This is a genomic window from Candidatus Sneabacter namystus (genome assembly GCF_008189685.1).
GTDB classification, from domain to species: domain Bacteria; phylum Pseudomonadota; class Alphaproteobacteria; order Rickettsiales; family Rickettsiaceae; genus Sneabacter; species Sneabacter namystus.
Map to the genome: position 1 here is coordinate 454602 of NZ_CP043312.1, position 20728 is coordinate 475329.

Below are 20728 nucleotides of genomic sequence, written 5' to 3' on the forward strand. Positions count from 1 at the left end.
AAAGATCGATGTTTTTTAAAACGTTTCACAAAAATATACTTGTACTACTAATACCAATACTATTCTTGTTATCGGGATGCACGCTAACAAGAAACGTTGTGCCACAAACATCTTCTCCTGAACAGGCGTATAAATTGGGTATGGAAATGGTAGAAAATAAACAATTTAAACTTGCAGCTCAGGTATTTGAAAATCTATACATTGAACACTGTACCAATAAATTAGCCCCAGAAGCTATGATAATGGAGGCATACTGTATGTTCAAAGCAAGAAGATATCTAGACACGGAGGATATAATTTCTGAATTTCTAGATTTATATCCACACAATAAAGATGTTAATTATGCACTGTATCTAAAATTGCTAGCATATATAAAACAACTTGGTCCTTCTGCTTGCTGTATAGCTAAAGCACAAGATGCAATTTCAGTCTGTAATACTCTTTTGTCAACATTTCCAGAATGTGAATATTCAGAAAAAGTATCAAAAGAACATTTACCCTTTCTAAATAAGTATGTCCTAGAAAAGGACATGATAATAGGAAGATTCTACTTAAAGAAAAGAAATGTTCCAGGTGCAATATTGAGATTTCGAAAAGTGTTAAATCAATCTAAAGATAATATTTTTATACAAGAAGCACTACTTAGAATGGTAGAAGCACACTTAATGCTAGGACTTAAAGAAGAAGCTAAAGAATTTCAGTCTGAATTGGGCAACAAGTTTCATAACTCTACATGGAATAACGCTTCCTTAAACATCATGCAAAAATATCTGAAAAATAGTAGCAAAAATCCGCAAAAGAAGTATTTATCAAAAAATAAAACTAAAAGCTCATCAAAAAAACAATTAAAGTAGATATTGAAACCTCTAGTCATAAAACAAAAATTACACTTTAAGAATAGGTTAATAAAAGATGTAATAGGCTTTTTATCAATAGGTTTACCTAACACTTTATGGCCAAGATTAATAGGTGGATGTGTAAGAGATGCAATACTGCAGCATGAACCAAATGATATCGATATAGCCACACCTCTAACACCAGATGAAGTAATCTCCATCCTTGAAAAAGAAAAAGTAAAAATAATACCTCAAACAGGCACAAAATTTGGTACAGTAAAGGTCGTATTTAAAGGAGAAATTTTTGATATTACAACCTTAAGAGAAGATATCAAATGCTACGGTAGACACGCAGACGTAAAATTTACTACAAGCTTTGAAAAAGATGCTTTCAGAAGAGATTTTACAATCAACGCACTGGGGTATTGTTTCATACAAAACGAAATTTACGATTACGTAAACGGTATACAACACTTAAGGCAAAAAAAAGTACAGTTTATTGGTGCACCAGAAGATAGAATACAAGAAGATTATCTACGAATAATGAGATTTTTTCGTTTTTCAGCAAGATATGCAACAAGCTTAGATGTGTCAGGATACACAAATTGTGTAAAATATGCTAACAAATTATCACTGATATCAAATGAAAGGGTTATTCAAGAACTAGATGGACTATTAAATTTGTGCAACGTAAAAATACTAAACAAAATGCACGAAGGGAAAATACTACAAACTATATTCGCAGATTTAAATATAGAAATATCTAATTTATCCAGACTAGAAGAATGCAGAACATATCTTAAACTACCACAAAGCAGCCTTTCTCTTCGATACTCTTCTCTTTTTATGCATAATCCGGTAAAAAATGTAATACAGGTACTAAAAAAGAAAAGTTTTTCGAAGGCTAGGATAGCTAAAATATCTCATTTAATGTCCTATATAATTGATACTCAAACAGCTGATTTACTGTGGTATGATCACACAAATTGCTTCACAGAACATGTAATCATTGGATACGTTAGAAGAGATTTAACATTAAATAATGCAGCAATTCTATTACAACAATTTATAAATAAACCTAAACCAATGCTACCAATCACAGGAAAGGACATAACAGACCTCGGCATTTTGCCGGGTAAAGAAATAAAGCGTCTTTTAGATATATCAAAAAAGGTATGGATAAAAAGTGCTTTTAAGATGTCAAAAAAAGACATTCTTCAATATATCATCAAAACGGCACACAAAAACTAAAGCTCTGTGTCTTTGCTGGACTGCATGAGTTTGTCCAACCAGTTGGTCAAAGAAGCAAAATCAGCAAATCCTATGTGTGATTCAAGCTCTTTGCCATTAAAAAACAATATCAAAGTAGGTATGCTTTTAACACGGTGCGCAGAAGGAACAGAAGGGTTATCGTCTATATTCATTTTAACAATAGACAAAGTATTAGAATACTTTTGAGATATATCTTCCAAGATAGAAGAAAGAGCTACACAAGGCTTACACCAAGGAGCCCAAAAATCAACTAACACATACCCACTGCCTTCATTTACAACACTTTTAAAATCTTCGTCACCAATATTTTTAATAGCCATACAAAACGTTTTTTATTTTTACATAAACAATCCTTACACTAATAAGATGTCTTAATCCATCTACAGCTCATGGAATCAAAATTATACACATCAAGAGTATTGTCTTGACCTAAACGCACCGTAGCGAAAAAATTTTCACTTGCAGTTATAAAATACCAAGGACGGAAAGGTACACGAGAAATACCACGAATGGAAAATCCAGCAGAATTCTTTAACCCTTTAGCTACCCTTAAAAAATCTTCTAAAGACTTAACCTTAACTCCATTTATTTCATGCACAGAAAATCCACAAAACCTAGTATAATTCCCACGTAACGCAAAAGGACTACCATCTTCTACATATCCACACATTAAGCTTCCCAAAGGTACACCTTTATATCTAGCTAAAATAGGATCTGCTTCTAAAAATCTAGCACCATTAAAGTTGACGATATTCTTTATAGAATAATTAGATAAATCAAACACAGGAACACTTAAATCTAAACATTGCCCATCTCTAAATACCACACATTTTAAAGGAGAAGTTGCTTTATTCATGATAGTGTCAAAAGAGAGCAAATCAGCTCCAAGAGCATGAGAATCTACTTTCCATAAGATATCACCCGGTTGCAAAATACCCTCTGCAGGAGAACCAGGTATTATACTATCAACAAAAAGAACTTTTCCTCTACTTTTCTCATTATTCTTCATATACTGAGATGCTATATCCTCAGGAAATTTGTTGAATTTCACCATGTCATCCAAAGAACAAGTGTAGACAATAGCACCTATATGCTTTCTTACGGGAATTTTGCCAGCAGACAGAAACTGCGACAGGTATTTAACATACTCGCCATTTAAAGCAAGTTCATAAGTTTTTCCACAACCATACAATACTCCAACAACTGATCCAGAAGTATTTAGTATAGCAGAGCCACTAGCACCTCCTACCTGATTACTATTTATCGTGTAAGAACGCTGCGGCATACTGCCACCAATACTGTATATATCACTAACATACCCTTCGGAAAAAGAAAAAGAAGCTAACTCTGTATTACTAACAGAAAATACCTTATCCCCTTCTTTTGTTGAATTAGCCTGTGAAAAAGACAGCTGAGATACATCATTTGACATATCTTTAGGAGCAATTTTCAAGAAAGCTAAATCCCAAAAATTGTCCAAGTAAAGCAATTTTGCTTCAGCTTTTTTACCGTTATAAAATGTAATAACAAAATTATCTGGCACATTAACACGACCAACTATATGAGCATTAGTGCAAATGATACCCATATTTTTGTTCACAACAAAGCCAGATCCAGAACAGGTACCTACACCGAACAAATCGGAACAAGGCTGCGAAACAGTTGTTTGAATTGTAACAGAAGCCTTTTTTACCTTATCTAGCGTAGCCTGAGAAACAACAGCAGCCTTATCGGCAAAAGATGTACTAAAAACAAAGACACAACATACGAACAACAGAGTTCTTAGTTGCATACGAAAAATAGTCTTCATAAATTATCGCTACAAATAGTGAAAAAATAAGCTTTCAATAAAAGCTTTTTATCAAACTCCCTACGAGTAAATGCCATCCATCTACCAAAACAAAAAATATAATTTTGAAAGGTAGAGAAACAGTAACAGGAGGCATCATCATAACACCCAAAGCCATCAACGTGGATGATACCATGACATCAATTATGAGAAAAGGCAAAAAAAGAAGGAAGCCAATTTCAAAAGCTTTGCGTAACTCACTTATCAAAAACGCTGGTATTACAACATGAATAGGTACTTCTTCTTTAACGCTATCTATTTTTGCAATATTTTTGAACATAGATATATCCTGCGTTCTTGTGTTAGACATCATAAAACTCTTAAATGGTGTAATAATAAGAGGAACTGCCTTATCTAAAGAGATAGTTTCTTCCACTAAAGGTTTGATGCCATTATCGTAAGATTTTTCAAATGTAGGGTACATGATAAACAGCGTGAGAAATAAAGCTAAACTATTTAACACTTGCGTAGGAGGAGAGTTTTGCAACCCAATTGCGGTACGTACTATAGAAAACACAACTGATATACGAACAAAAGAAGTTACCATTATTAGTATCGATGGTGCTATGCCTAATACACCTATCAAAAAAAACACCTGAATAACTTTACCACTAAACGACGTACTAGAGACAACATCGTCTAAATTGCCAAGATTGATATTAACTGAATTTTGACTGGCAAAACAAAGGCTACAAGATAACAGAACAAATAAAAAACCAACAATAAACGCTGTCTTACGTATCCTCATATTTATCCAGCAAAAGATTTTGATTTTTACTTAATAGCAATAAGTAATTTTTTTTTCCATGCTTAAATACAACACACCTAGTACCGTAGCCTAAATGTGCTATGTGCTCGAATTCTTTGCTACCTATGCCACAAGATCGTAAGATAGTACCAAAAGATAAGTTTTTGTGACAGAGAATTTTCCGCACACAATATACAACTGAAACAAACAACAGTACAACAAAAATAAGACTCATTAACATCTTTACAAAATAACAGCTAATAATCACTTTCTAAAAGATTTATAAAAATTATTTTGACAAAACCTATAAATAAAGGTAACTATAGAAAAATTCGTGAGATACGAGCATTCAGTTTATCCTTTTATCAAAGACCCGGACTAGATGATAGCAGATAAAAGAGTATTAGTAAAAATAGCTACTCTAGGGCCTATAGGCTTTCTACCAGCACCAGGCACTCTTGGATCTGCTATATCATGCATAGCACACTATTTGATATTTAGTCATGTTCTTCATCACTTATCACTTAGCCAAAGATTAAAATATGAATTTTTGGCTTTAATCATTGGAATAGTTATAAGCATTGTATCCATAAACAAGTACATTAAATCAACGCAAAAACACGACCCAAAGGAAATAATAATAGACGAAGTAGTAGGGCAATGGTGCGTATTTGTATGCTTTGACGTGTTACAACCTTTTTTACATACGCACACTAAATACACATTATGCTTCTATATTACGTGTTTCGTACTATTTCGTATATTTGATATATTTAAAATACCGCCTGTAAGCACAATCGATAACAAATACGTAGGAACTGTTGGCATTCTTTTAGATGATATAGCAGCAGGCATAATGGCATCAGCACTGACAATTGCTATTCATCTAGTGTGGAAACTTTTAACATATTAACCAGACAATCTCCCTCACCTGATATCCGTAAACTGTCACATAGTATAGCTTTTTACATTTACAACTGGTCAAATTACAAAATGCAAGTTAGAATTACGCTGTTGCTTTCAGCCTGTTGTTTTATTAAAAACAAGAAGTTACTTATGTAATAACAAACTGAACAAGTAATTAATAGTATTTTTTTAACCTAATTTTTATTTAATTTAACTTATTCAATGCTTAAAAAAGAAAGATTTGCACCAGCTCTAGAAAATATGACAATCAATCCTTTAGTAGAAGCAGATTTCTTGTCTTTAATGGAAGAAAAAACAAGTGATACGTTACAAGGTAGAGTTGTAAAAGGAAAAGTAATAAGAAAAGATAAAAATTTCGTTGTAGTAGACGCCAACTTAAAAAACGAAGGCATAATACCATTGAGCGAATTCGAACTAGGTGAGTCTGCAGGGCACCCAGAATTAGGAGATGAAGTTGACGTGTTCGTAGAAGAATCAGAAAATTACTACGGCCATACCGTCTTAAGCAGAGAGAAAGCTGTAAGAGAAGAAGCCTGGGGACCTTTAGAACAAGCCTTTAACGAAAAAAGAGTAGTAAAAGGAAAGATATTTGGAAGGATAAAAGGAGGACTCGCAGTAGATATAGCGGGCGTCGTAGCTTTCCTACCGGGAAGTCAAATTGATACAAAACCATTAAAAGATCTTTCTCATTTATTACAAGAAGAACAACATTTTCACATATTGAAAATGGATAAAAAACTCGAAAATATAGTAGTATCTAGAAGGTCAGTAATAGAATCGCTTAAGTCTAAAGCAAAAGACAAACTTTTAAGTGAAATAAAAGTAGGAATGGTGTTAGATGGAGTAGTCAAAAATATAACAGATTATGGAGCGTTTATAGACCTTAACAGTACAGATGGGCTTGTACATATAACAGATATAGCATGGAGTAGAATACATCACCCATCAGAGGTATTACAAATAGGCGAAACAATAAAAGTAATGGTAATAGGATTCGATCCTGTAGCAAAGCGAATATCACTTGGAATAAAACAGCTGGACAATACACCTTGGAAAGAAATACAAGAAGAATTTGCTGTAGGTAAAATAGTTACAGGCAGAATAACAAACTTAGAAGATTACGGGCTCTTTGTGGAACTAAAAAACAAAATAGATGGATTAGTTCACGTTTCACAAATAAGCTGGTCTGATAAAAATAACGTAAATATAAAGAATCAATTCTCTATAGGACAAGAGGTAAAATGTAAAGTAATAGGAATAGATCAAAATAAATATAGGGTTTCTCTCAGCATAAAACAATGTTTAGAAAAGCCTTGGCAGAAATTTATAGACGAACATCCTGTAGGATCCGTAGTGACAGGAATTATAAAAAGCATTTCAAATTTTGGTATCTTTGTAACTTTAACAGAAGACTTAGTAGGACTAATACATGAGTACGATATTTCCTGGCAAAATGATGGCAAAGGTTTATTAAGCCAATTCAAGAAAGGAGAAAAAATACAATGTAGGGTAATCGAAGTAAATCCTGATAAAGAAAGGTTTAGATTGGGAATAAAACAAATGTCTTTAGAGTTATATAATGGCTTTATAGAAAAGAATCCTGTAGGCAGTGTAATAGAATGTCTTGTAGAAAATAAAGATGATAAAGGTGGAGTCTTAGTAAAGGCAGACCATACAATTTTAGTAGTCGTAGATAAAAACGAGCATAACGCAGCAAAAATTGCAAAAATATCTGTAGGAGAAATCGTTAAGGCAAAAGTGGAAACAATAGACGATGCTAAGAAGAGAGTAGAATTATCACTTCTTTGATAGAGAGAGAGTTAAACAGTTAAGGAGAGGGGGTGATCATTAGAAGAGAATTTTTGCGTTATTGCATTAACTGTAGAACAATTATCAAACGAAATCAGACATAAGAGAAAAACTACAACGACAGCTCATAACAGTGGGCGAGTTGTATAAAAAATGTGTACCAAAAAAGGGTGAGTGGGAAATTCCCATCACCCTTTTTTAATTCATTAAAAAGCAAATCTTCTTACTATACTCTTTAGAAAAGAAAACCTATTTTCACAAAGAATCAGAATTTTTACTTAAGTAACGCTTTACTCCATCACTTGTAGGTTCCATGGCGTCTTTACCAGCTGTCCAACCTGCTGGACATACTTGACCATGCTTTTTAAAATGATCTAGAGCATCAAGTATTCTAAGATACTCATCTATGTTACGTCCAATAGGCAGGTCGTTAATAGACGCATGACGAATAATAGATTCTTGGTCAATTATAAAGGTACCACGTAGTGCTACTCCTTCATCAGACAACACTCCCCAAGCAAGAGAAATATCTTTATTAATATCAGCAACCAAAGGAAATTTGACAGGGCCTATACCACCTTCTTTTGGAGACATTTCTCGCCACTTTGAATGAGAGAATTGAGAGTCAACACTGACTCCTATCACACAGCAATTTCTATTATTAAACTCTTCTATACGCCTGTCCATAGCTATAATTTCAGAAGGACATACAAATGTAAAATCTGCAGGGTAGAAGAATAACACACAACTTTTCCCTTTGGTAAAAGCTTTGAGATTCAATTCTTCAATTGTTCCATCTTGCATAACAGCACTACAAGAAAAATTTGGGGCAATATGGCCAACAGTGGCATACGCATCATCTTGCCCTTCATAGTTTTCAGACATACAACAAGTTTTTATGTGATTTGAGATTTATTTAGATTTACGAACACTTTTTCGATTTTTCCCCCCTCCCTGATTACAAGCATCTTTAAGCCTTTGACCAGCTTTAAAAGTTGGATGACTGTAAGCTGGAATTTGCATCTTTTCACCTGTCTTAGGGTTATGTCCCATTCTGGCATCCCGATCTACTACATGCCAAGCACCAAAACCAACCAGATTAACACTCTCTCCAAGCTCTATCGCACTAGTAATAGAGTCTATAACGGCATTCAACGCGCTTTCAGACTCTACACGCGTCATACCTTTCTTTTCTGCAATAAAAGATATAAATTCAGATTTATTCATTAAACTTCCTTTTTTATTTACAAATTCTAAGTACAGCCCATCACTCAAATGTCATCAGCTATAAAAAGCATTATAACAACAAGCACTTGTTGAGCAAGTACAGAAGATAAACTAAACACATATTAACATCGAATAGCTATAACTAAAACTATATAAATGTAAGATTTTACAACCAGACACAAAAAAACAATGACTTAACCCCAAATATACACAAAAAAACAGAAATAAAACTAACAGAATATGAAATGTACGAGAGCTAAAATCGATATCTCCTTTGGTTTTGATAGAGCTTTAATAGGGTCTTGCTATTTTCTGGATTTAGTGTCATTCCTACTATGGCAGATGAGTATCACAACCCCTCTCGGGACGTTGTGATAGGCATGTTGTCTTCGATATTAATTACAGTCTTTATTATTTTGGCTTTTGTGATTCTTATAGTGCCTTATTTCAAAGTTAGTAATATAAAGGAATTTATACACAATAGCGAATCGATACAGATAGGAAAGAAATTATGCTAAAAGAAAGACCAAAAGCAATATTCTTATATATAGAAGAGAAGAGAAGAGAGGCCGAGATCGGAATCGAACCGATGTATAGGGGATTTGCAGTCCCCTGCATTACCACTTTGCTACTCGGCCCCATATTTTTAAAATTATGCAGAAGCTTTTAAAGTAATCTGTGCACCAGCTGACTCTAATTGCTCTTTAACCTTATTTGCCTCTTCAGTACTAAGAGCAGATTTAACCAACGCCCCAGGAGCACTATCAACTAAATCTTTAGCCTCTTTTAATCCTAAAGAAGTAATAGTACGCACCTCTTTAATAACCTGCATTTTTTTATCACCAACTCCAGCTATAATCACATCAAATGAACTAGCAGCAGCAGCTGAATCAGAATCAGATGAAGACGCAGCAGCAACAACTGCAGTCGGAACTGGAGTAGGATCTATTCCTCTTTTTTTCAATTCCTCTGTCATAGATTGAACTAACTCTGCAACATCCATCATTTTCATATCCATTACTTGATCAACTATGGACTGTACGACACTTTTTGACATAAAAACTACTTTTATAATTTATTTAAATATTTTTAGAATATACCTCAAGTAAATTCACCAACTGCTTTGCCGGCGCACCTAATACCCGAGTCAACTCAAGTAAAGGAGAAGCAAGCGATCTAGTAAATTGTACGTAAAGTTGTTCTATAGGAGGCATTTTAGCAACGCTTTCCACCTGCAACGCACTCAAAACCTGTCCATCTATCACCCCTCCTAAAATCGATAGGTGTCCAGAATACAACTTCTGAAAATCACATACATCTTTCACAAAATGAACTGGATCACCAGAAGAATAAGCTATAGCAGCAGAACACCCCTTAAAATATTCTGATACATCGCTTAAATCAGTATTTCTAACAGCAACACGGGCCAAAGTATTTTTGACCATCTTGATACCGTTATCTTTTTTGCGCAAAGTAGACCTTATATTCGAAATTTTCGCCATATCCAAACTAGAATAACTTAAAATTACGAATGAATTATGCTCTTTACATATACTTGAAACTTCGTCAACTATTTCTTCTTTTTTAGCCTTCATATACTTATATAAATACAACTTCTTTTAATTACGAGGTTAAGCCTTGTTCTTCGAGCTCAAAATTTCGGATATATCAATCCTTACACTCTTGCCCATTGTAGATGAAAGAAACATCCGTTTTAAATATTCACCTTTTGTAGAAGAAGGTTTCGCTTGCAAAACCGCATCTACCAACACCTTAACATTTTCAGCAAGAATTTCCTTTGAAAAAGAAAGTTTACCAACACCAACACATACCGAACCACCTCTATCAGAGCGAAATTCAACCTGACCAGATTTAGCGTTATTAACAGCTTTAACAATATCAGTTGCAACAGTCCCTAATTTAGGATTAGGCATAAGCCCCTTAGGACCCAAAATTTTAGCCACCCTACCAAGTTGTCCCATCATTTCAGGGGTGGCAATACAAACATCAAAATTTATAACACCTGCAGATATTTCATCAATCAAATCGTTAGACCCAACTATATCAGCATTGGCAACACTTACTGCAGACGGATCTTTACATATGACAGCCACTCTAATAGATTTACCAGTACCTCCAGGTAGTGAGACAACTCCCCTTACAGATTGATTAGACTGTTTAGCATCAATACCAAGTTTTAGCGCCACTTCCAAAGTAGAATCAAACTTCACAAATGCCGACTTTTGTATAGCATCTATTGCATCTAACACAGAACAGCTTTTAGCAGAACTTATAATTGCAGCTGTAGCTTTCATATTCTTTGACAACTTCTTTTCCACAATAATCAACCTATTTAACAACAATTCCTATTGATCGAGCTGACCCTTCCACAATCTTAACAGCTTGATCTATATCATGAGCGTTTAAATCTTCCATCTTCTGCTTTGCAATTTCTACACATTGATCACGAGACACACAACCCACAGGATCTTTTCTTCCCACTTCAGCCGACCCCTTAGAAATACCGGCAGCATTCATCAAAAGATAAGACACAGGAGGGGTCTTAATAAGAAAAGAAAAAGTCCTATCCTTATACACCTCTATAATAACAGGAACTGGCATATCCGCAGACATATCTTTCGTCTTATCGTTAAAACCTTTACAAAATTCCATAATATTCAGACCATGCTGACCAAGAGCGGGTCCCACAGGAGGAGCTGGAGAAGCACTTTTAGCTTTTATCGTCAACTTTATATAGGCTGATACGGCACGAGTAGCCTTCTTAGACATTTAAACAAAACTGTAATTACATTAAACACGCATGAGCGATTCTAAAGTAAGCAAACAAGCTTTTCAAGCTCTTTTTACACAGCTTGCGTCTGTAGTAATAACAGTATCGTTTCCAAAAACACTTATTACTACAGTAACTTTATTTTTTACCTCATCAACCGCACTCACCTTACCCTTAAAAGACTCAAAAGGTCCATCTAAAATTTCTACAGAAGTACCAACATCTAAAATACTAGGTAAAGCAGCGTTACTAGATTGCCTTTCCACCTCTGATAATATTGTTTGCATTTCTTCTTCACTAACAGCGGTCGGTTCTTTTTGACCCAAAAACTCTGCTACTCTAGGAATATTTGTTACCAATGACAATGCAGAATCTGACATTTCCATATTAATAAACATATACCCAGGCATAATCTTTTTTTCTACTTTCACTTTATAGCCACGTTTGACCTCATGCACAAAAATAGACGGAATAAAAATATCACCAAAACTCTCAAGCATATTACTTTTAGCAGCTTTTTCCAAAATGCTATCCTTTATAATTCTCTCAGAGCCAGCAGTGACCTGAAGTACATACCATCGTTTTCCCATTTTTCACAAATTCTTCTAGAATAATTTAAAAATATCACAACCAAAAGCATAAATAAAAGCTACAACCCTAATCATACAGCGCTAAAAAGCAATAAACCATGTAACAAGATGTTTAGCACACCAATCAATAAACAAAAAGCCAACGCTAGCACATGCAACAATAACAACAATCCTTAAAGAAGCACCAAAAAGATCTTTACTAGGAAACCAACTAATCTTTTTCACCTCAGACAAAACATCTAAAAAAAACCTGGAGCACTTAACAATCATGATAAAACAACACACTATATAAATAACAAAGAATAAAGCAGGAGCAACAGGGATCGAACCTGCAACCTCCGGTTTTGGAGACCGACGCTCTCCCATTTGAGCTATACTCCTTCCAAAAGCCCTTGTACGAATAAAAACTAGAACAGTTTAAACCGGCGCTTGAGCAAAGACAAATTTACTAAAAAAAAGAATGCTTTCAATTAAGTAGATATTAACTACTAAGCACTCCATCCTTAAGATTATATACTACATTTGTCATATGTGCCAAGCTTAAGTTATGTGTTGCCACTACACAAGAGATATTATATAAACGCACCAACTTCAACAATAGAGAAAAAACGTTAACAGACTGAGACTCGTCCAAGCTACCAGTTGGTTCATCAGCAACAATAACCTTTGGACGATTTACAATAGCTCTTGCTATAGCAATTCTTTGACGCTCGCCTCCAGATAATTCTGAAGGAAATCTATTAGCAGTATATTCAATATTGAGACTTTTCAAAACTGATAAAGCGTCATCATAAGATTTACTTTCTTTCACATTTTGTAAAAGCAAAGGCAATGCTACATTTTCTATCACAGAAAAATCTTTCAAAAGGCAATGATTTTGATAAACGTATCCTATATTACCAGAACGAAAAGTCGTAACTTTATCATCATTCAGCTTTGTAACATCCACACCACATATATTTACAGTACCCGAAGAAGGAGAAACTATAGCACCTAAAATACTAAGAAGAGTAGATTTACCGCTACCAGAATTACCCATAATACTCACAATACTCTTGTCTTTTAATGTGAAATTAATCCCTCGTAACACGTCATCTTTGCACCCTTGATACTTGTAACAAATATCTCTTAATTGAATTACATGCATGAGAGCATACTAATCAGAATACAAAACATCAGACGGACACATTTGAGCAGCTTTATACGAAGGATATAAAGTGGAAATAAATGCTAAAGCTAAAGTAAAAAAACTTACATAAGCATAATCCATGTAGTTCATAGAAACAGGAAGTCTATCTAAGAAGTAAAATATCATCTCCATTATCCTGATATGAATAAACTTAGCACAAATTGATTTTATGTAATTTGCGTTATACAAAAAGCACCAGGATAAAAACATTCCTATGCTAGAACCTATAAATCCAGACAACATACCAAAAATGATAAAAACTGACATAATGCTACTTTTAGAAAAACCCATAGTCTTTAATATAGATATCTCTCTCATTCTTCCACGAACTACCACAAAGAGATTAGAAAAGACACTGAAAGTAGCAACTAGTATGATTAAACCTAAAACAACAAACATTGCAACTCCTTCGGTAGCAATAGCTTTCATAAGCTCAGGATTACTATCTTTCCAAGTCAATATACTATAACCTGGGGTTAATATATCTTTTTTGATTTTGTTCGCATAAAAGTCTATACGATCTGGAATTTTAGTACAAACCTCTATATAAGATGCGCAATCCCCTTTTCCAGTAAAAGATTTAGCAAAGGAAAAAGGCACCAAGGCAACCCAAGCATCAACACCAGAATCAAAAAAAATTGCTTTAACTGTAACATCTTTATTTTTGGTAACATCAGTAAATCCTGCAATTGTAAACTTATCATTGATTTTTATTGCAAGCGCACTAGACATACTTTTACTTATAGCAATGCTGTTTTCAGAATCAAGCTCTGACAAGTCACCTTGAAAGAGTTTTGGCGTGCTCGCAGCTATATTTCTCACAATAATTGGTACATGAGAAAAAGAAGAAACGGCAAGACCATAACAACTAGAAACTGGAGACGTGCTAGAAACAAAATCCAATGCACGAAGCTTATCTAGAATCTCTCTATAATTATACAAGCCACCTTTATTGGTAATTTTCATTTCCCCATTAAGAGATACTATACTGGCTATCAACTCTTCTTTAAATCCTCTCATAACAGAAGAGACCACTATCAAAGAAAACACACCTATTAATATCCCCAAGATTGAACACCAAGACACAACCGACACTGCACGATCCGTAGTTTTTGAAAAGAAATAACGAAAAGCAATACGAAATACTAATATAACACGCATAACTGCCTTTAAAGCCTAAACATTCCCATAGCTTTTTTTACTTCTATTAAAGTATTATCAGCTACTTTTCTTGCAGCAGATGTACCACATGAGAGTAAGGATAAAACATATTCATCAGAAATAGTTTCTCTTTTCTCACGCATGGGAGAAATTAAATCTATTAACACCTTAGAAAGGATGTTTTTTATTACAGTATCACCCAATCCTCCTTTTTTATAATGTGCCTTCATAGATTCCAACTCTTCTTTATTTTGAAAAAAAACATCCATATAAGCAAACACTACATTTCCATCCACTTTCCCTGGATCGCTAACTTTTATATGATCAGGATCTGTAAACATAGATAGAACTTTTTTACAAATATCATCATCACTATCACTTAGATAAATCGCATTATTAAGAGATTTACCCATCTTATTCTTACCGTCTATACCAGGTAAACGACTTACTGTTCCCAAAAGAGGAGTTACTTCTTTTAATACTCCTTTTTTATATAACCTTGAAAACTTACGAGCTATTTCATTTGTTTGTTCTATCATTGGCAATTGGTCAGATCCTACTGGAATAATATCAGATCCAAAGGCTAAAATATCAGCAGCCTGACTAACTGGATAACATAAAAATCCAGCAGGAACATTCCCAGAACGATATTTCTTTTTTATTTCCTCCTTTACAGTTGGATTTCTTTCCAATCTAGAAATATTGACCATATTTAAAAACAAAATACTCAATTCGGCTATTGCAGAAATGCACGACTGCAAAAAAATACAATTTTGCTCAGGTATTAAACCAACAGCTAAATAATCTTTTACGATTTCTACAATATTTTTAGAAACTACACCAACACGCTCAACATTATCGGTCAAGGCTTGTATATCAGCTACCATAATGTATTGCTGATTTTCATTTTGTAACTTAATTCTATTTTGCAAAGAGCCTACATAATGCCCTAAATGTAACCTTCCTGTAGGCCTATCACCTGTAAGAACAACTTTTCGCATGTATACAAATCCTATTTTTTAAAGAGGTGAAAATGAAAACAAAAAAACTACATTCAAATAAGAACGGAAAAAATTTCATACTAATTTTTAAAATAAAGTATTAGCGATAGGGTTTCATATTGGTATAAGAAAATCAAATAAAAAAATATTTGTAGAAAACAATGTACATAAAAGGATATGCAAGTGTTTTTCAACACGTAGACCAAGCGCAAGATATGTTGATGCCTGGAGCATTTAAAAAAAGTTTACAAAAGAAGAACGATAATACATTCAAATTACTATGGCAACATGACGCGACAAAACCAATAGGAAAAATAATATCAGCACAAGAAGATACACATGGATTGCTGATAACAGCTTCAATAGTCAAAGAAACCGATACAGGAAAAGAAGCAATAACCTTAATTACATCAGGAATAGTGCAAGGATTAAGTGTTGGAATAATACCAAATCCAGAAAAGACATTTTTCAATCCTCAAGGTTTTAATGAGATATATGAAACCGAGCTACATGAAATTAGCGTAGTAACGTTTCCAGCAAACACAATGGCAAAAATAGAAGATATTTCATCTCAAAACGAAATCAATTCTTTGACAAATCTTATTAATACAGCACAAGAATTAACCAGCTTACTTTGACCACTTAACAACTACACAAAAAAGTAAAATTGTATGACAGATATATCTAAACAAATCTCTACTCTTACCGAAAATTGGAAACATTTTCACGATAATCAACAAAAAACAGACGAACAAGTACGCAATCAATTAAACTTGCTAGAAAAAAAATATACCAACTTAATTACAAGCCAAGAAAGGCCATACATTCACAACCAAAATACCAATGACAAATCTGCAAGACAGCATTTCTTGGACTATATAAGAAAAGGAAATGTGCATGATAATGTAAGAATCAAATCAGCACACATTAGTTCCGGACTTAGCCAAGATGGTACAGGAATTCTCGTCTCAATACCTGTAAAAAAGGAAATACAAAGCAGTGTAAGAGCTTTATGTGCGATGAGAAAATTGGCATCTGTAGAAGAAATATCAGGCACAGCTCTAGATTTACCAATACAAGAAGAAAAATTCGCGTGTGGTTGGGTAGGAGAAACAGATAACAGACCTATAACAGAATCTGCTAGCATAAGAATGCAAAGAATAATAACACACCAAATTTACAGTCAACCAAAAATTTCCCAGACCTTAATAGACGATCCATGTGTAAACGTAGAAGAATGGTTACATGAACAATTAAGCTGCAGCTTTGCAGATAAAGAAGAAGAAAGTTTCATAAGAGGAAATTGTAAAGTAGGAGATGCAGCTGCTCAAGTTATAGTAAGCCCCACTGGTATTATGAAAATATTTTTGTCAGAAGAAAAAAGAAAAGAAAGAGAAATAACTGGTAGAAAAATAGACACCTCTACACTAGTAAATCTGTGCAACAAATTAAGTGACACTTACCACCATAATGCTTCGTTTTTAATGCACAGAAGTACTTTGTCGGAAATTCAAAAACTTGCAGATTCGGCTGGAAGATTCCTGTGGCAACCTCAGTTAGGAGCCGACGTGCCAGAAACGCTATTAGGAAAAAACGTCGTATGCTGCGATAAAATGCCAAAATTTCCACAAGAAGGAGAGGAAATTCCATCCGAACCTTTGATCTTATTTGGAGACTTTAAATCCGCGTACAAAATAGTGGACAGTGATAACATTTCAATACAACGAGATCCGTTTACACAAAAACCATTTGTAGTGTTCTACGCTGTTAAAAAAACTGGAGGTGAGATAATAGATCCAAATGCAGTTGTAGGACTTAGATACAACCCAGGTCAATAGCCAAAAATGCCATAAATTTTACTAATTCGCAGATCAATTTAGTTATGATACATTACCACTTAAGTGAAAAAAATTCTAAAGTTTTAACTCAAACTCGAACAACACAAAACGCCAGTTACCTAAAGTTAATAACTTTGGATACAATTAAAAAACATCTGTGGATTAGTGAAGGGCAAGAAGTAGAGACACAAGTAATTACGGATCTACTACAATGCGCAGTAGATTATGCTGAAGATTATCTTAACCAGCAGCTAATAGATCAAATAATTACCTATAAAATACGTTGCGGCATAAAAAGAGACGTAAAGGTAAATACATATATAGAAGCAGCTGTACAAGAAGTGCTATGCGAGGGAGAAAAAGTACATAACAATTTAGTACAATTTACCCCAGAACGTGGATTTTTAAACCTTTGCAACATAGAGATAGATAAAATAATTGAGGTTAAGATAGCGGTAACTGGGCTATATCATTTAGCCCCAAAATATATACTTGCAGGGATCTTGCAACATATAAGTGACATGTACGACAACCAAAGTTCTATTGCAGAATTTTCCATTCCATCGGCTGCTAAATTATACCAATCACATAGAAAAATTCAGATATGAGTATCTCTAAAATACCTAAATCTCTAAAGAAAAAAATACATATAATACATCTAACAGAACATCAAAAAGAATCATCATGGACAGTAATAACAACCGTACAAGCGCATCACGAAAAACATACAACAATGCTCAGCATCATGCACAATATAAACTTTGGCAACACAATTACGAACCCGTATCACCTATTTCAAATTAGATATATGAAAAATATATCAAACACGATGTATATAAAGATGGACAATTATCTATTTAAAATAAGAGATATTTCTAATCTAAACGATCAGAACAGATTCCTAAATATTATTGCAACACCTGCACCTTATAACAACGCATAGTAGGTATAATAATGAGCATTTTTGAAATTATTTTCGACATAGAAAATAAAATAAAAGAACATTTGCTATCGATTAATGAAGTACGTAAGTCAAATGCAAAAGTATTCCTGCAACAACAAGAGAACAGTACATATCCACTAATAATAACATCTGTTACAAATGTACAATCAATGCCAACAACGCTACCTTGTTACGAAATGCTGCTAAACATACAAATATTTGATATTAAAAGGCAATTGTTATCGCAACTTGCTAACGAAATTCTAGACTCACTTAAGTGCGAGAGGATAGATGAGAGGTTAGAAAAAACACCAGTGATAGAGAAAAATGTAAAAGGCATTTTTGCACTAACTCAATTATCCTTTAATAAATCCACCTTATCACATGGTGAGGATAAAACGGCAATTAGAATGTCTCTTGAATATTTAATTATGACAACTTTTCAGGTTTTATAATCTCAAACAAATCAAAGAAAAATGTATTTCAATAACCCAATAACAATACAAGAAACGCTTTTGCCAAAATTTCTGTCAACTTTTATCTCAGGAGGTCCAACATTTGACACCCAGGTAATACGAACTTTTAGAGGCAGAGAGGCAAGACTTGCAAGACATAGAAGACCAATAAACAAATATGTAATAGACAATTGTCTTCTAACACATGCACAGATTAATCTGTTACTACAATTTTTTTGCGCAAGGCAAGGAAAACATAACGCCTTCTTGTTTATGGATGTAGCAGATCATATGGCAGAAAATCAACAAGTTATACCATCTCAACAAGACGATAAATCCTTTTATTTAGCAAAACAATATTCTGATATACAACAAAAAGAAAGCCAAGCTACCTATAGAATAATACTTACACCAATAAAAGAAACAATAAGGGTACTGTATGAAGAAAAGCAGCTACCAGAAGAAAGTTTCAAATTTGATACAGAAAAAAAATTGTTAGTCTTTAAAAAAGAGTTAAACCCAGCCCTTATTAGAACATATTTCTCATTTTATATACCAGTCAGGTTCAATAACGATCAAATAGAATATGAATCTAGAATTGACAATATGGTAAAAGTAAAAAACTGCAGCTTGCTTGAAATTCTTTTGTAATAAATAAGTTTTTAAAAATTTTATGAGTTTACCTAGTAATGTATTTTATCTCTTTACTATAACAAAACAAAACAATACACCTTTGCTATTTTGCAATGCTGAACAAGATATAGTAGTAGATAAACAAAATTTAAGGTACAGTTCCCACTCTGATATCGATGTAACAGAAATAGTTCTCGATTCAAAAGGTGAAAATTCTGCAATACTAGAAGGCATATTTAGTATGGAAGGAATAAGGACAGAGCTGACCTTATTGAACGCTTACATACAAATAGATATGTATAACGCAGAAGCTGAAACCATCTCTTCAGTAGGAAAATATTATTGCGTAAAAGTCGAAAGTTCTTTTTTGCGATTCAAAATATTCTTACAATCAGAGTTACATAAATTAAAAAAACATGCTCTCATATACCTTTTTCAAGATTGTCAAGCATCTTTAGGAGATCAAAATTGTACAGTTAATATGAAACTTTTTGAAAAATCATATAGAATAGTTTCCATAAAGGGCAGTGTGATAACAATACAAGTACCAATACAAACTAATCTAGAGGTAGGATACTACAGCAGAGGTTATGCAACAATTGACAAGAACGATGTATTAATATTACAACATACTTCTATGGGAGAAAAAGATGGTACAAGGTTGGACAAGGTTGTTGTAGGTACATCTTTTTGGAAAGCTTATGCAGAAAGTATTTTAGAACGGAAAGAAGAAATTAAGCTCAAGCCTGGATGTGATAAAACTATAGAAATGTGCAAAGGTCGTTTTAATAATGAACACAATTTTTGCAAAACAAGGATACATTAAGTAATAAACATAGTATGGAAAGAATAATTAAACATTTTATTATCGGATTTATAGAGAATTTTTCCATATACAAATGTCACTACGTGTCAATGCATGAGTACTCATCCACATTAAATCTCTCTACACTTACCAAAACAGATATATACGAATTACAAAAAAAATAAATGGCACGAAAAGATTCAAAAAATTTCTTTTATAAGAAAAATAATTCTCTTAACAAAGGGTTTACAAAGACAAAACAAGACAAAAGAAGAGGATATAACACAAACATAGGGAAAATTCTTCCCCCTGTAGAAGTTGTTGCGGCATACGAAGAAATGAGTCCTGGCTCATTTGCAAAAATTTTAGAAATGACGTATCTAGAACAACAAGTCAAAAACTCTTTATCGAAACAAACTGCAAAAAACACCTATAAAGCTAGAATATCAGGACAAATATGTGGATGCATATCATGCATAGCAGCATGCTTCACTACAGTAAAACTTGCAAAAATGGGAGCTATAATATACTCGGTTTGCTTTTTTTCAGCTTGTATAACGACTGTATTAATCGTCTCTATAGTATCTATCTATCTCAAGAAATCCTCTCAAAGACAATTTACACAAACATTTTAAAAATTTTGTAATAATATAT

General features: G+C 33.6%; 28 protein-coding genes and 2 tRNA genes. 13 read left to right on the forward strand and 17 right to left on the reverse strand.

Annotated elements, in window-relative coordinates:
* Positions 1 to 8 precede the first annotated feature (8 nt).
* On the forward strand, positions 9 to 854 hold the full coding sequence (locus tag FZC37_RS02180; RefSeq protein ID WP_148952086.1) for an outer membrane protein assembly factor BamD: 846 nt from the start codon (positions 9 to 11) through the stop codon (positions 852 to 854).
* A 3-nt stretch (positions 855 to 857) separates the two neighbouring features.
* Positions 858 to 2087, forward strand: coding sequence for a CCA tRNA nucleotidyltransferase (locus FZC37_RS02185; protein ID WP_172619339.1), 1230 nt, complete (start codon positions 858 to 860; stop codon positions 2085 to 2087).
* Here the strand turns inward: FZC37_RS02185 and trxA are convergent.
* The 4 genes from trxA to FZC37_RS02205 are packed head-to-tail and all read right to left on the reverse strand — an operon-like array spanning position 2084 to position 4940.
* Entirely contained in the window at positions 2084 to 2428 is a 345-nt protein-coding gene (trxA, locus tag FZC37_RS02190; protein ID WP_148952088.1) for a thioredoxin, read from the reverse strand. The genes FZC37_RS02185 and trxA overlap by 4 nt on opposite strands.
* 38 nt (positions 2429 to 2466) lie before the next feature.
* Complete coding sequence (locus tag FZC37_RS02195) at positions 2467 to 3918, reverse strand: trypsin-like peptidase domain-containing protein (RefSeq protein ID WP_148952089.1); 1452 nt, start codon at positions 3916 to 3918, stop codon at positions 2467 to 2469.
* Between the two features lie 34 nt (positions 3919 to 3952).
* Complete coding sequence (gene fliP, locus FZC37_RS02200) at positions 3953 to 4705, reverse strand: flagellar type III secretion system pore protein FliP (protein WP_148952090.1); 753 nt, start codon at positions 4703 to 4705, stop codon at positions 3953 to 3955.
* On the reverse strand, positions 4692 to 4940 hold the full coding sequence (locus FZC37_RS02205) for a hypothetical protein (protein WP_148952091.1): 249 nt from the start codon (positions 4938 to 4940) through the stop codon (positions 4692 to 4694). Before FZC37_RS02205 ends, fliP begins: the two co-directional genes overlap by 14 nt.
* A 147-nt stretch (positions 4941 to 5087) precedes the next feature.
* Here FZC37_RS02205 and FZC37_RS02210 point away from each other — a divergent pair, with 147 nt between their 5' ends.
* Together FZC37_RS02210 and FZC37_RS02215 are read left to right on the forward strand one after the other, a co-directional pair.
* Positions 5088 to 5618, forward strand: coding sequence for a phosphatidylglycerophosphatase A family protein (locus tag FZC37_RS02210; RefSeq protein ID WP_148952092.1), 531 nt, complete (start codon positions 5088 to 5090; stop codon positions 5616 to 5618).
* 215 nt (positions 5619 to 5833) lie between these two features.
* Positions 5834 to 7441: a 30S ribosomal protein S1 gene (locus FZC37_RS02215; protein WP_148952093.1), complete on the forward strand. Its 1608-nt coding sequence runs from the start codon at positions 5834 to 5836 to the stop codon at positions 7439 to 7441.
* Between the two features lie 255 nt (positions 7442 to 7696).
* On the opposite strand, the gene FZC37_RS02220 is transcribed toward FZC37_RS02215, so the two are convergent.
* Together FZC37_RS02220 and FZC37_RS02225 are read right to left on the reverse strand one after the other, a co-directional pair.
* The gene (locus tag FZC37_RS02220; RefSeq protein WP_148952094.1) at positions 7697 to 8326 is read right to left on the reverse strand and encodes a peroxiredoxin; all 630 of its coding nucleotides are present in this window, start codon (positions 8324 to 8326) and stop codon (positions 7697 to 7699) included.
* Positions 8327 to 8353: 27 nt separating this feature from the next.
* Positions 8354 to 8668: an HU family DNA-binding protein gene (locus FZC37_RS02225; protein WP_148952095.1), complete on the reverse strand. Its 315-nt coding sequence runs from the start codon at positions 8666 to 8668 to the stop codon at positions 8354 to 8356.
* 302 nt (positions 8669 to 8970) lie between these two features.
* Between FZC37_RS02225 and FZC37_RS02230 the strand changes: the two genes are divergently transcribed.
* Entirely contained in the window at positions 8971 to 9186 is a 216-nt protein-coding gene (locus FZC37_RS02230; protein ID WP_148952096.1) for a hypothetical protein, read from the forward strand.
* A gap of 48 nt (positions 9187 to 9234) precedes the next feature.
* On the opposite strand, the gene FZC37_RS02235 is transcribed toward FZC37_RS02230, so the two are convergent.
* The 11 genes from FZC37_RS02235 to trpS form a co-directional block, all read right to left on the reverse strand.
* A tRNA-Cys gene (locus tag FZC37_RS02235) sits at positions 9235 to 9306 on the reverse strand.
* 14 nt (positions 9307 to 9320) lie between these two features.
* On the reverse strand, positions 9321 to 9725 hold the full coding sequence (rplL, locus tag FZC37_RS02240; protein WP_148952097.1) for a 50S ribosomal protein L7/L12: 405 nt from the start codon (positions 9723 to 9725) through the stop codon (positions 9321 to 9323).
* 22 nt (positions 9726 to 9747) lie between these two features.
* Positions 9748 to 10263 (reverse strand): 50S ribosomal protein L10, encoded by a 516-nt coding sequence (rplJ, locus tag FZC37_RS02245; protein ID WP_148952098.1) that lies wholly within the window; start codon positions 10261 to 10263, stop codon positions 9748 to 9750.
* 36 nt (positions 10264 to 10299) lie between these two features.
* Positions 10300 to 11028: a 50S ribosomal protein L1 gene (gene rplA, locus FZC37_RS02250; RefSeq protein WP_410520480.1), complete on the reverse strand. Its 729-nt coding sequence runs from the start codon at positions 11026 to 11028 to the stop codon at positions 10300 to 10302.
* Entirely contained in the window at positions 11018 to 11458 is a 441-nt protein-coding gene (rplK, locus tag FZC37_RS02255; RefSeq protein WP_148952100.1) for a 50S ribosomal protein L11, read from the reverse strand. Before rplK ends, rplA begins: the two co-directional genes overlap by 11 nt.
* Positions 11459 to 11521: 63 nt before the next feature.
* Positions 11522 to 12049 carry a transcription termination/antitermination protein NusG gene (gene nusG, locus FZC37_RS02260; RefSeq protein ID WP_148952101.1) on the reverse strand — a complete coding sequence of 176 codons (528 nt, stop codon included), beginning with the start codon at positions 12047 to 12049 and terminating at the stop codon, positions 11522 to 11524.
* 81 nt (positions 12050 to 12130) lie between these two features.
* On the reverse strand, positions 12131 to 12319 hold the full coding sequence (gene secE / locus FZC37_RS02265; protein WP_148952102.1) for a preprotein translocase subunit SecE: 189 nt from the start codon (positions 12317 to 12319) through the stop codon (positions 12131 to 12133).
* Between the two features lie 38 nt (positions 12320 to 12357).
* A tRNA-Trp gene (locus FZC37_RS02270) sits at positions 12358 to 12430 on the reverse strand.
* A gap of 100 nt (positions 12431 to 12530) precedes the next feature.
* Positions 12531 to 13196, reverse strand: coding sequence for an ABC transporter ATP-binding protein (locus FZC37_RS02275; RefSeq protein ID WP_148952103.1), 666 nt, complete (start codon positions 13194 to 13196; stop codon positions 12531 to 12533).
* 9 nt (positions 13197 to 13205) lie between these two features.
* Positions 13206 to 14399: an ABC transporter permease gene (locus tag FZC37_RS02280; RefSeq protein ID WP_148952104.1), complete on the reverse strand. Its 1194-nt coding sequence runs from the start codon at positions 14397 to 14399 to the stop codon at positions 13206 to 13208.
* Positions 14400 to 14407: 8 nt separating this feature from the next.
* On the reverse strand, positions 14408 to 15400 hold the full coding sequence (trpS, locus tag FZC37_RS02285) for a tryptophan--tRNA ligase (RefSeq protein ID WP_148952105.1): 993 nt from the start codon (positions 15398 to 15400) through the stop codon (positions 14408 to 14410).
* A gap of 161 nt (positions 15401 to 15561) precedes the next feature.
* Between trpS and FZC37_RS02290 the strand changes: the two genes are divergently transcribed.
* The 8 genes from FZC37_RS02290 (at position 15562) to FZC37_RS02325 (ending at position 20709) form a co-directional block, all read left to right on the forward strand.
* Entirely contained in the window at positions 15562 to 16038 is a 477-nt protein-coding gene (locus FZC37_RS02290; protein ID WP_148952106.1) for an HK97 family phage prohead protease, read from the forward strand.
* A 33-nt stretch (positions 16039 to 16071) separates the two neighbouring features.
* Entirely contained in the window at positions 16072 to 17238 is a 1167-nt protein-coding gene (locus FZC37_RS02295) for a phage major capsid protein (protein ID WP_148952107.1), read from the forward strand.
* Positions 17239 to 17282: 44 nt separating this feature from the next.
* Entirely contained in the window at positions 17283 to 17846 is a 564-nt protein-coding gene (locus tag FZC37_RS02300; protein WP_148952108.1) for a hypothetical protein, read from the forward strand.
* Positions 17843 to 18181, forward strand: coding sequence for a phage head completion protein (locus FZC37_RS03170; protein WP_148952109.1), 339 nt, complete (start codon positions 17843 to 17845; stop codon positions 18179 to 18181). The genes FZC37_RS02300 and FZC37_RS03170 overlap by 4 nt, the downstream gene beginning before the upstream one ends.
* Before the next feature lie 11 nt (positions 18182 to 18192).
* On the forward strand, positions 18193 to 18636 hold the full coding sequence (locus FZC37_RS02310; protein ID WP_148952110.1) for a hypothetical protein: 444 nt from the start codon (positions 18193 to 18195) through the stop codon (positions 18634 to 18636).
* Between the two features lie 21 nt (positions 18637 to 18657).
* Complete coding sequence (locus FZC37_RS02315; RefSeq protein WP_148952111.1) at positions 18658 to 19287, forward strand: DUF2460 domain-containing protein; 630 nt, start codon at positions 18658 to 18660, stop codon at positions 19285 to 19287.
* Between the two features lie 22 nt (positions 19288 to 19309).
* Positions 19310 to 20095 (forward strand): baseplate hub domain-containing protein, encoded by a 786-nt coding sequence (locus tag FZC37_RS02320; RefSeq protein ID WP_148952112.1) that lies wholly within the window; start codon positions 19310 to 19312, stop codon positions 20093 to 20095.
* Positions 20096 to 20259: 164 nt separating this feature from the next.
* Positions 20260 to 20709, forward strand: coding sequence for a hypothetical protein (locus tag FZC37_RS02325; RefSeq protein ID WP_148952113.1), 450 nt, complete (start codon positions 20260 to 20262; stop codon positions 20707 to 20709).
* Positions 20710 to 20728: the final 19 nt, after the last annotated feature.

Excerpts from the sequence above, each read along its gene's own strand:
- FZC37_RS02220 (WP_148952094.1), bottom strand. The coding sequence starts at position 8,326 with ATGTCTGAAAACTATGAAGGGCAAGATGATGCGTATGCCACTGTTGGC.
- FZC37_RS02295 (WP_148952107.1), top strand. The coding sequence starts at position 16,072 with ATGACAGATATATCTAAACAAATCTCTACTCTTACCGAAAATTGGAAA.
- FZC37_RS02205 (WP_148952091.1), bottom strand. The coding sequence starts at position 4,940 with ATGAGTCTTATTTTTGTTGTACTGTTGTTTGTTTCAGTTGTATATTGT.
- nusG (WP_148952101.1), bottom strand. The coding sequence starts at position 12,049 with ATGGGAAAACGATGGTATGTACTTCAGGTCACTGCTGGCTCTGAGAGA.
- FZC37_RS02315 (WP_148952111.1), top strand. The coding sequence starts at position 18,658 with ATGTATTTCAATAACCCAATAACAATACAAGAAACGCTTTTGCCAAAA.
- FZC37_RS02325 (WP_148952113.1), top strand. The coding sequence starts at position 20,260 with ATGGCACGAAAAGATTCAAAAAATTTCTTTTATAAGAAAAATAATTCT.
- rplL (WP_148952097.1), bottom strand. The coding sequence starts at position 9,725 with ATGTCAAAAAGTGTCGTACAGTCCATAGTTGATCAAGTAATGGATATG.
- FZC37_RS02280 (WP_148952104.1), bottom strand. The coding sequence starts at position 14,399 with ATGCGTGTTATATTAGTATTTCGTATTGCTTTTCGTTATTTCTTTTCA.
- FZC37_RS02300 (WP_148952108.1), top strand. The coding sequence starts at position 17,283 with ATGATACATTACCACTTAAGTGAAAAAAATTCTAAAGTTTTAACTCAA.
- FZC37_RS02320 (WP_148952112.1), top strand. The coding sequence starts at position 19,310 with ATGAGTTTACCTAGTAATGTATTTTATCTCTTTACTATAACAAAACAA.
- secE (WP_148952102.1), bottom strand. The coding sequence starts at position 12,319 with ATGATTGTTAAGTGCTCCAGGTTTTTTTTAGATGTTTTGTCTGAGGTG.
- FZC37_RS02310 (WP_148952110.1), top strand. The coding sequence starts at position 18,193 with ATGAGCATTTTTGAAATTATTTTCGACATAGAAAATAAAATAAAAGAA.
- FZC37_RS02180 (WP_148952086.1), top strand. The coding sequence starts at position 9 with ATGTTTTTTAAAACGTTTCACAAAAATATACTTGTACTACTAATACCA.
- rplK (WP_148952100.1), bottom strand. The coding sequence starts at position 11,458 with ATGTCTAAGAAGGCTACTCGTGCCGTATCAGCCTATATAAAGTTGACG.
- FZC37_RS02290 (WP_148952106.1), top strand. The coding sequence starts at position 15,562 with ATGTACATAAAAGGATATGCAAGTGTTTTTCAACACGTAGACCAAGCG.
- FZC37_RS02210 (WP_148952092.1), top strand. The coding sequence starts at position 5,088 with ATGATAGCAGATAAAAGAGTATTAGTAAAAATAGCTACTCTAGGGCCT.
- FZC37_RS03170 (WP_148952109.1), top strand. The coding sequence starts at position 17,843 with ATGAGTATCTCTAAAATACCTAAATCTCTAAAGAAAAAAATACATATA.
- FZC37_RS02195 (WP_148952089.1), bottom strand. The coding sequence starts at position 3,918 with ATGAAGACTATTTTTCGTATGCAACTAAGAACTCTGTTGTTCGTATGT.
- fliP (WP_148952090.1), bottom strand. The coding sequence starts at position 4,705 with ATGAGGATACGTAAGACAGCGTTTATTGTTGGTTTTTTATTTGTTCTG.
- rplJ (WP_148952098.1), bottom strand. The coding sequence starts at position 10,263 with ATGAAGGCTAAAAAAGAAGAAATAGTTGACGAAGTTTCAAGTATATGT.
- FZC37_RS02215 (WP_148952093.1), top strand. The coding sequence starts at position 5,834 with ATGCTTAAAAAAGAAAGATTTGCACCAGCTCTAGAAAATATGACAATC.
- FZC37_RS02225 (WP_148952095.1), bottom strand. The coding sequence starts at position 8,668 with ATGAATAAATCTGAATTTATATCTTTTATTGCAGAAAAGAAAGGTATG.
- trpS (WP_148952105.1), bottom strand. The coding sequence starts at position 15,400 with ATGCGAAAAGTTGTTCTTACAGGTGATAGGCCTACAGGAAGGTTACAT.
- FZC37_RS02275 (WP_148952103.1), bottom strand. The coding sequence starts at position 13,196 with ATGCATGTAATTCAATTAAGAGATATTTGTTACAAGTATCAAGGGTGC.
- trxA (WP_148952088.1), bottom strand. The coding sequence starts at position 2,428 with ATGGCTATTAAAAATATTGGTGACGAAGATTTTAAAAGTGTTGTAAAT.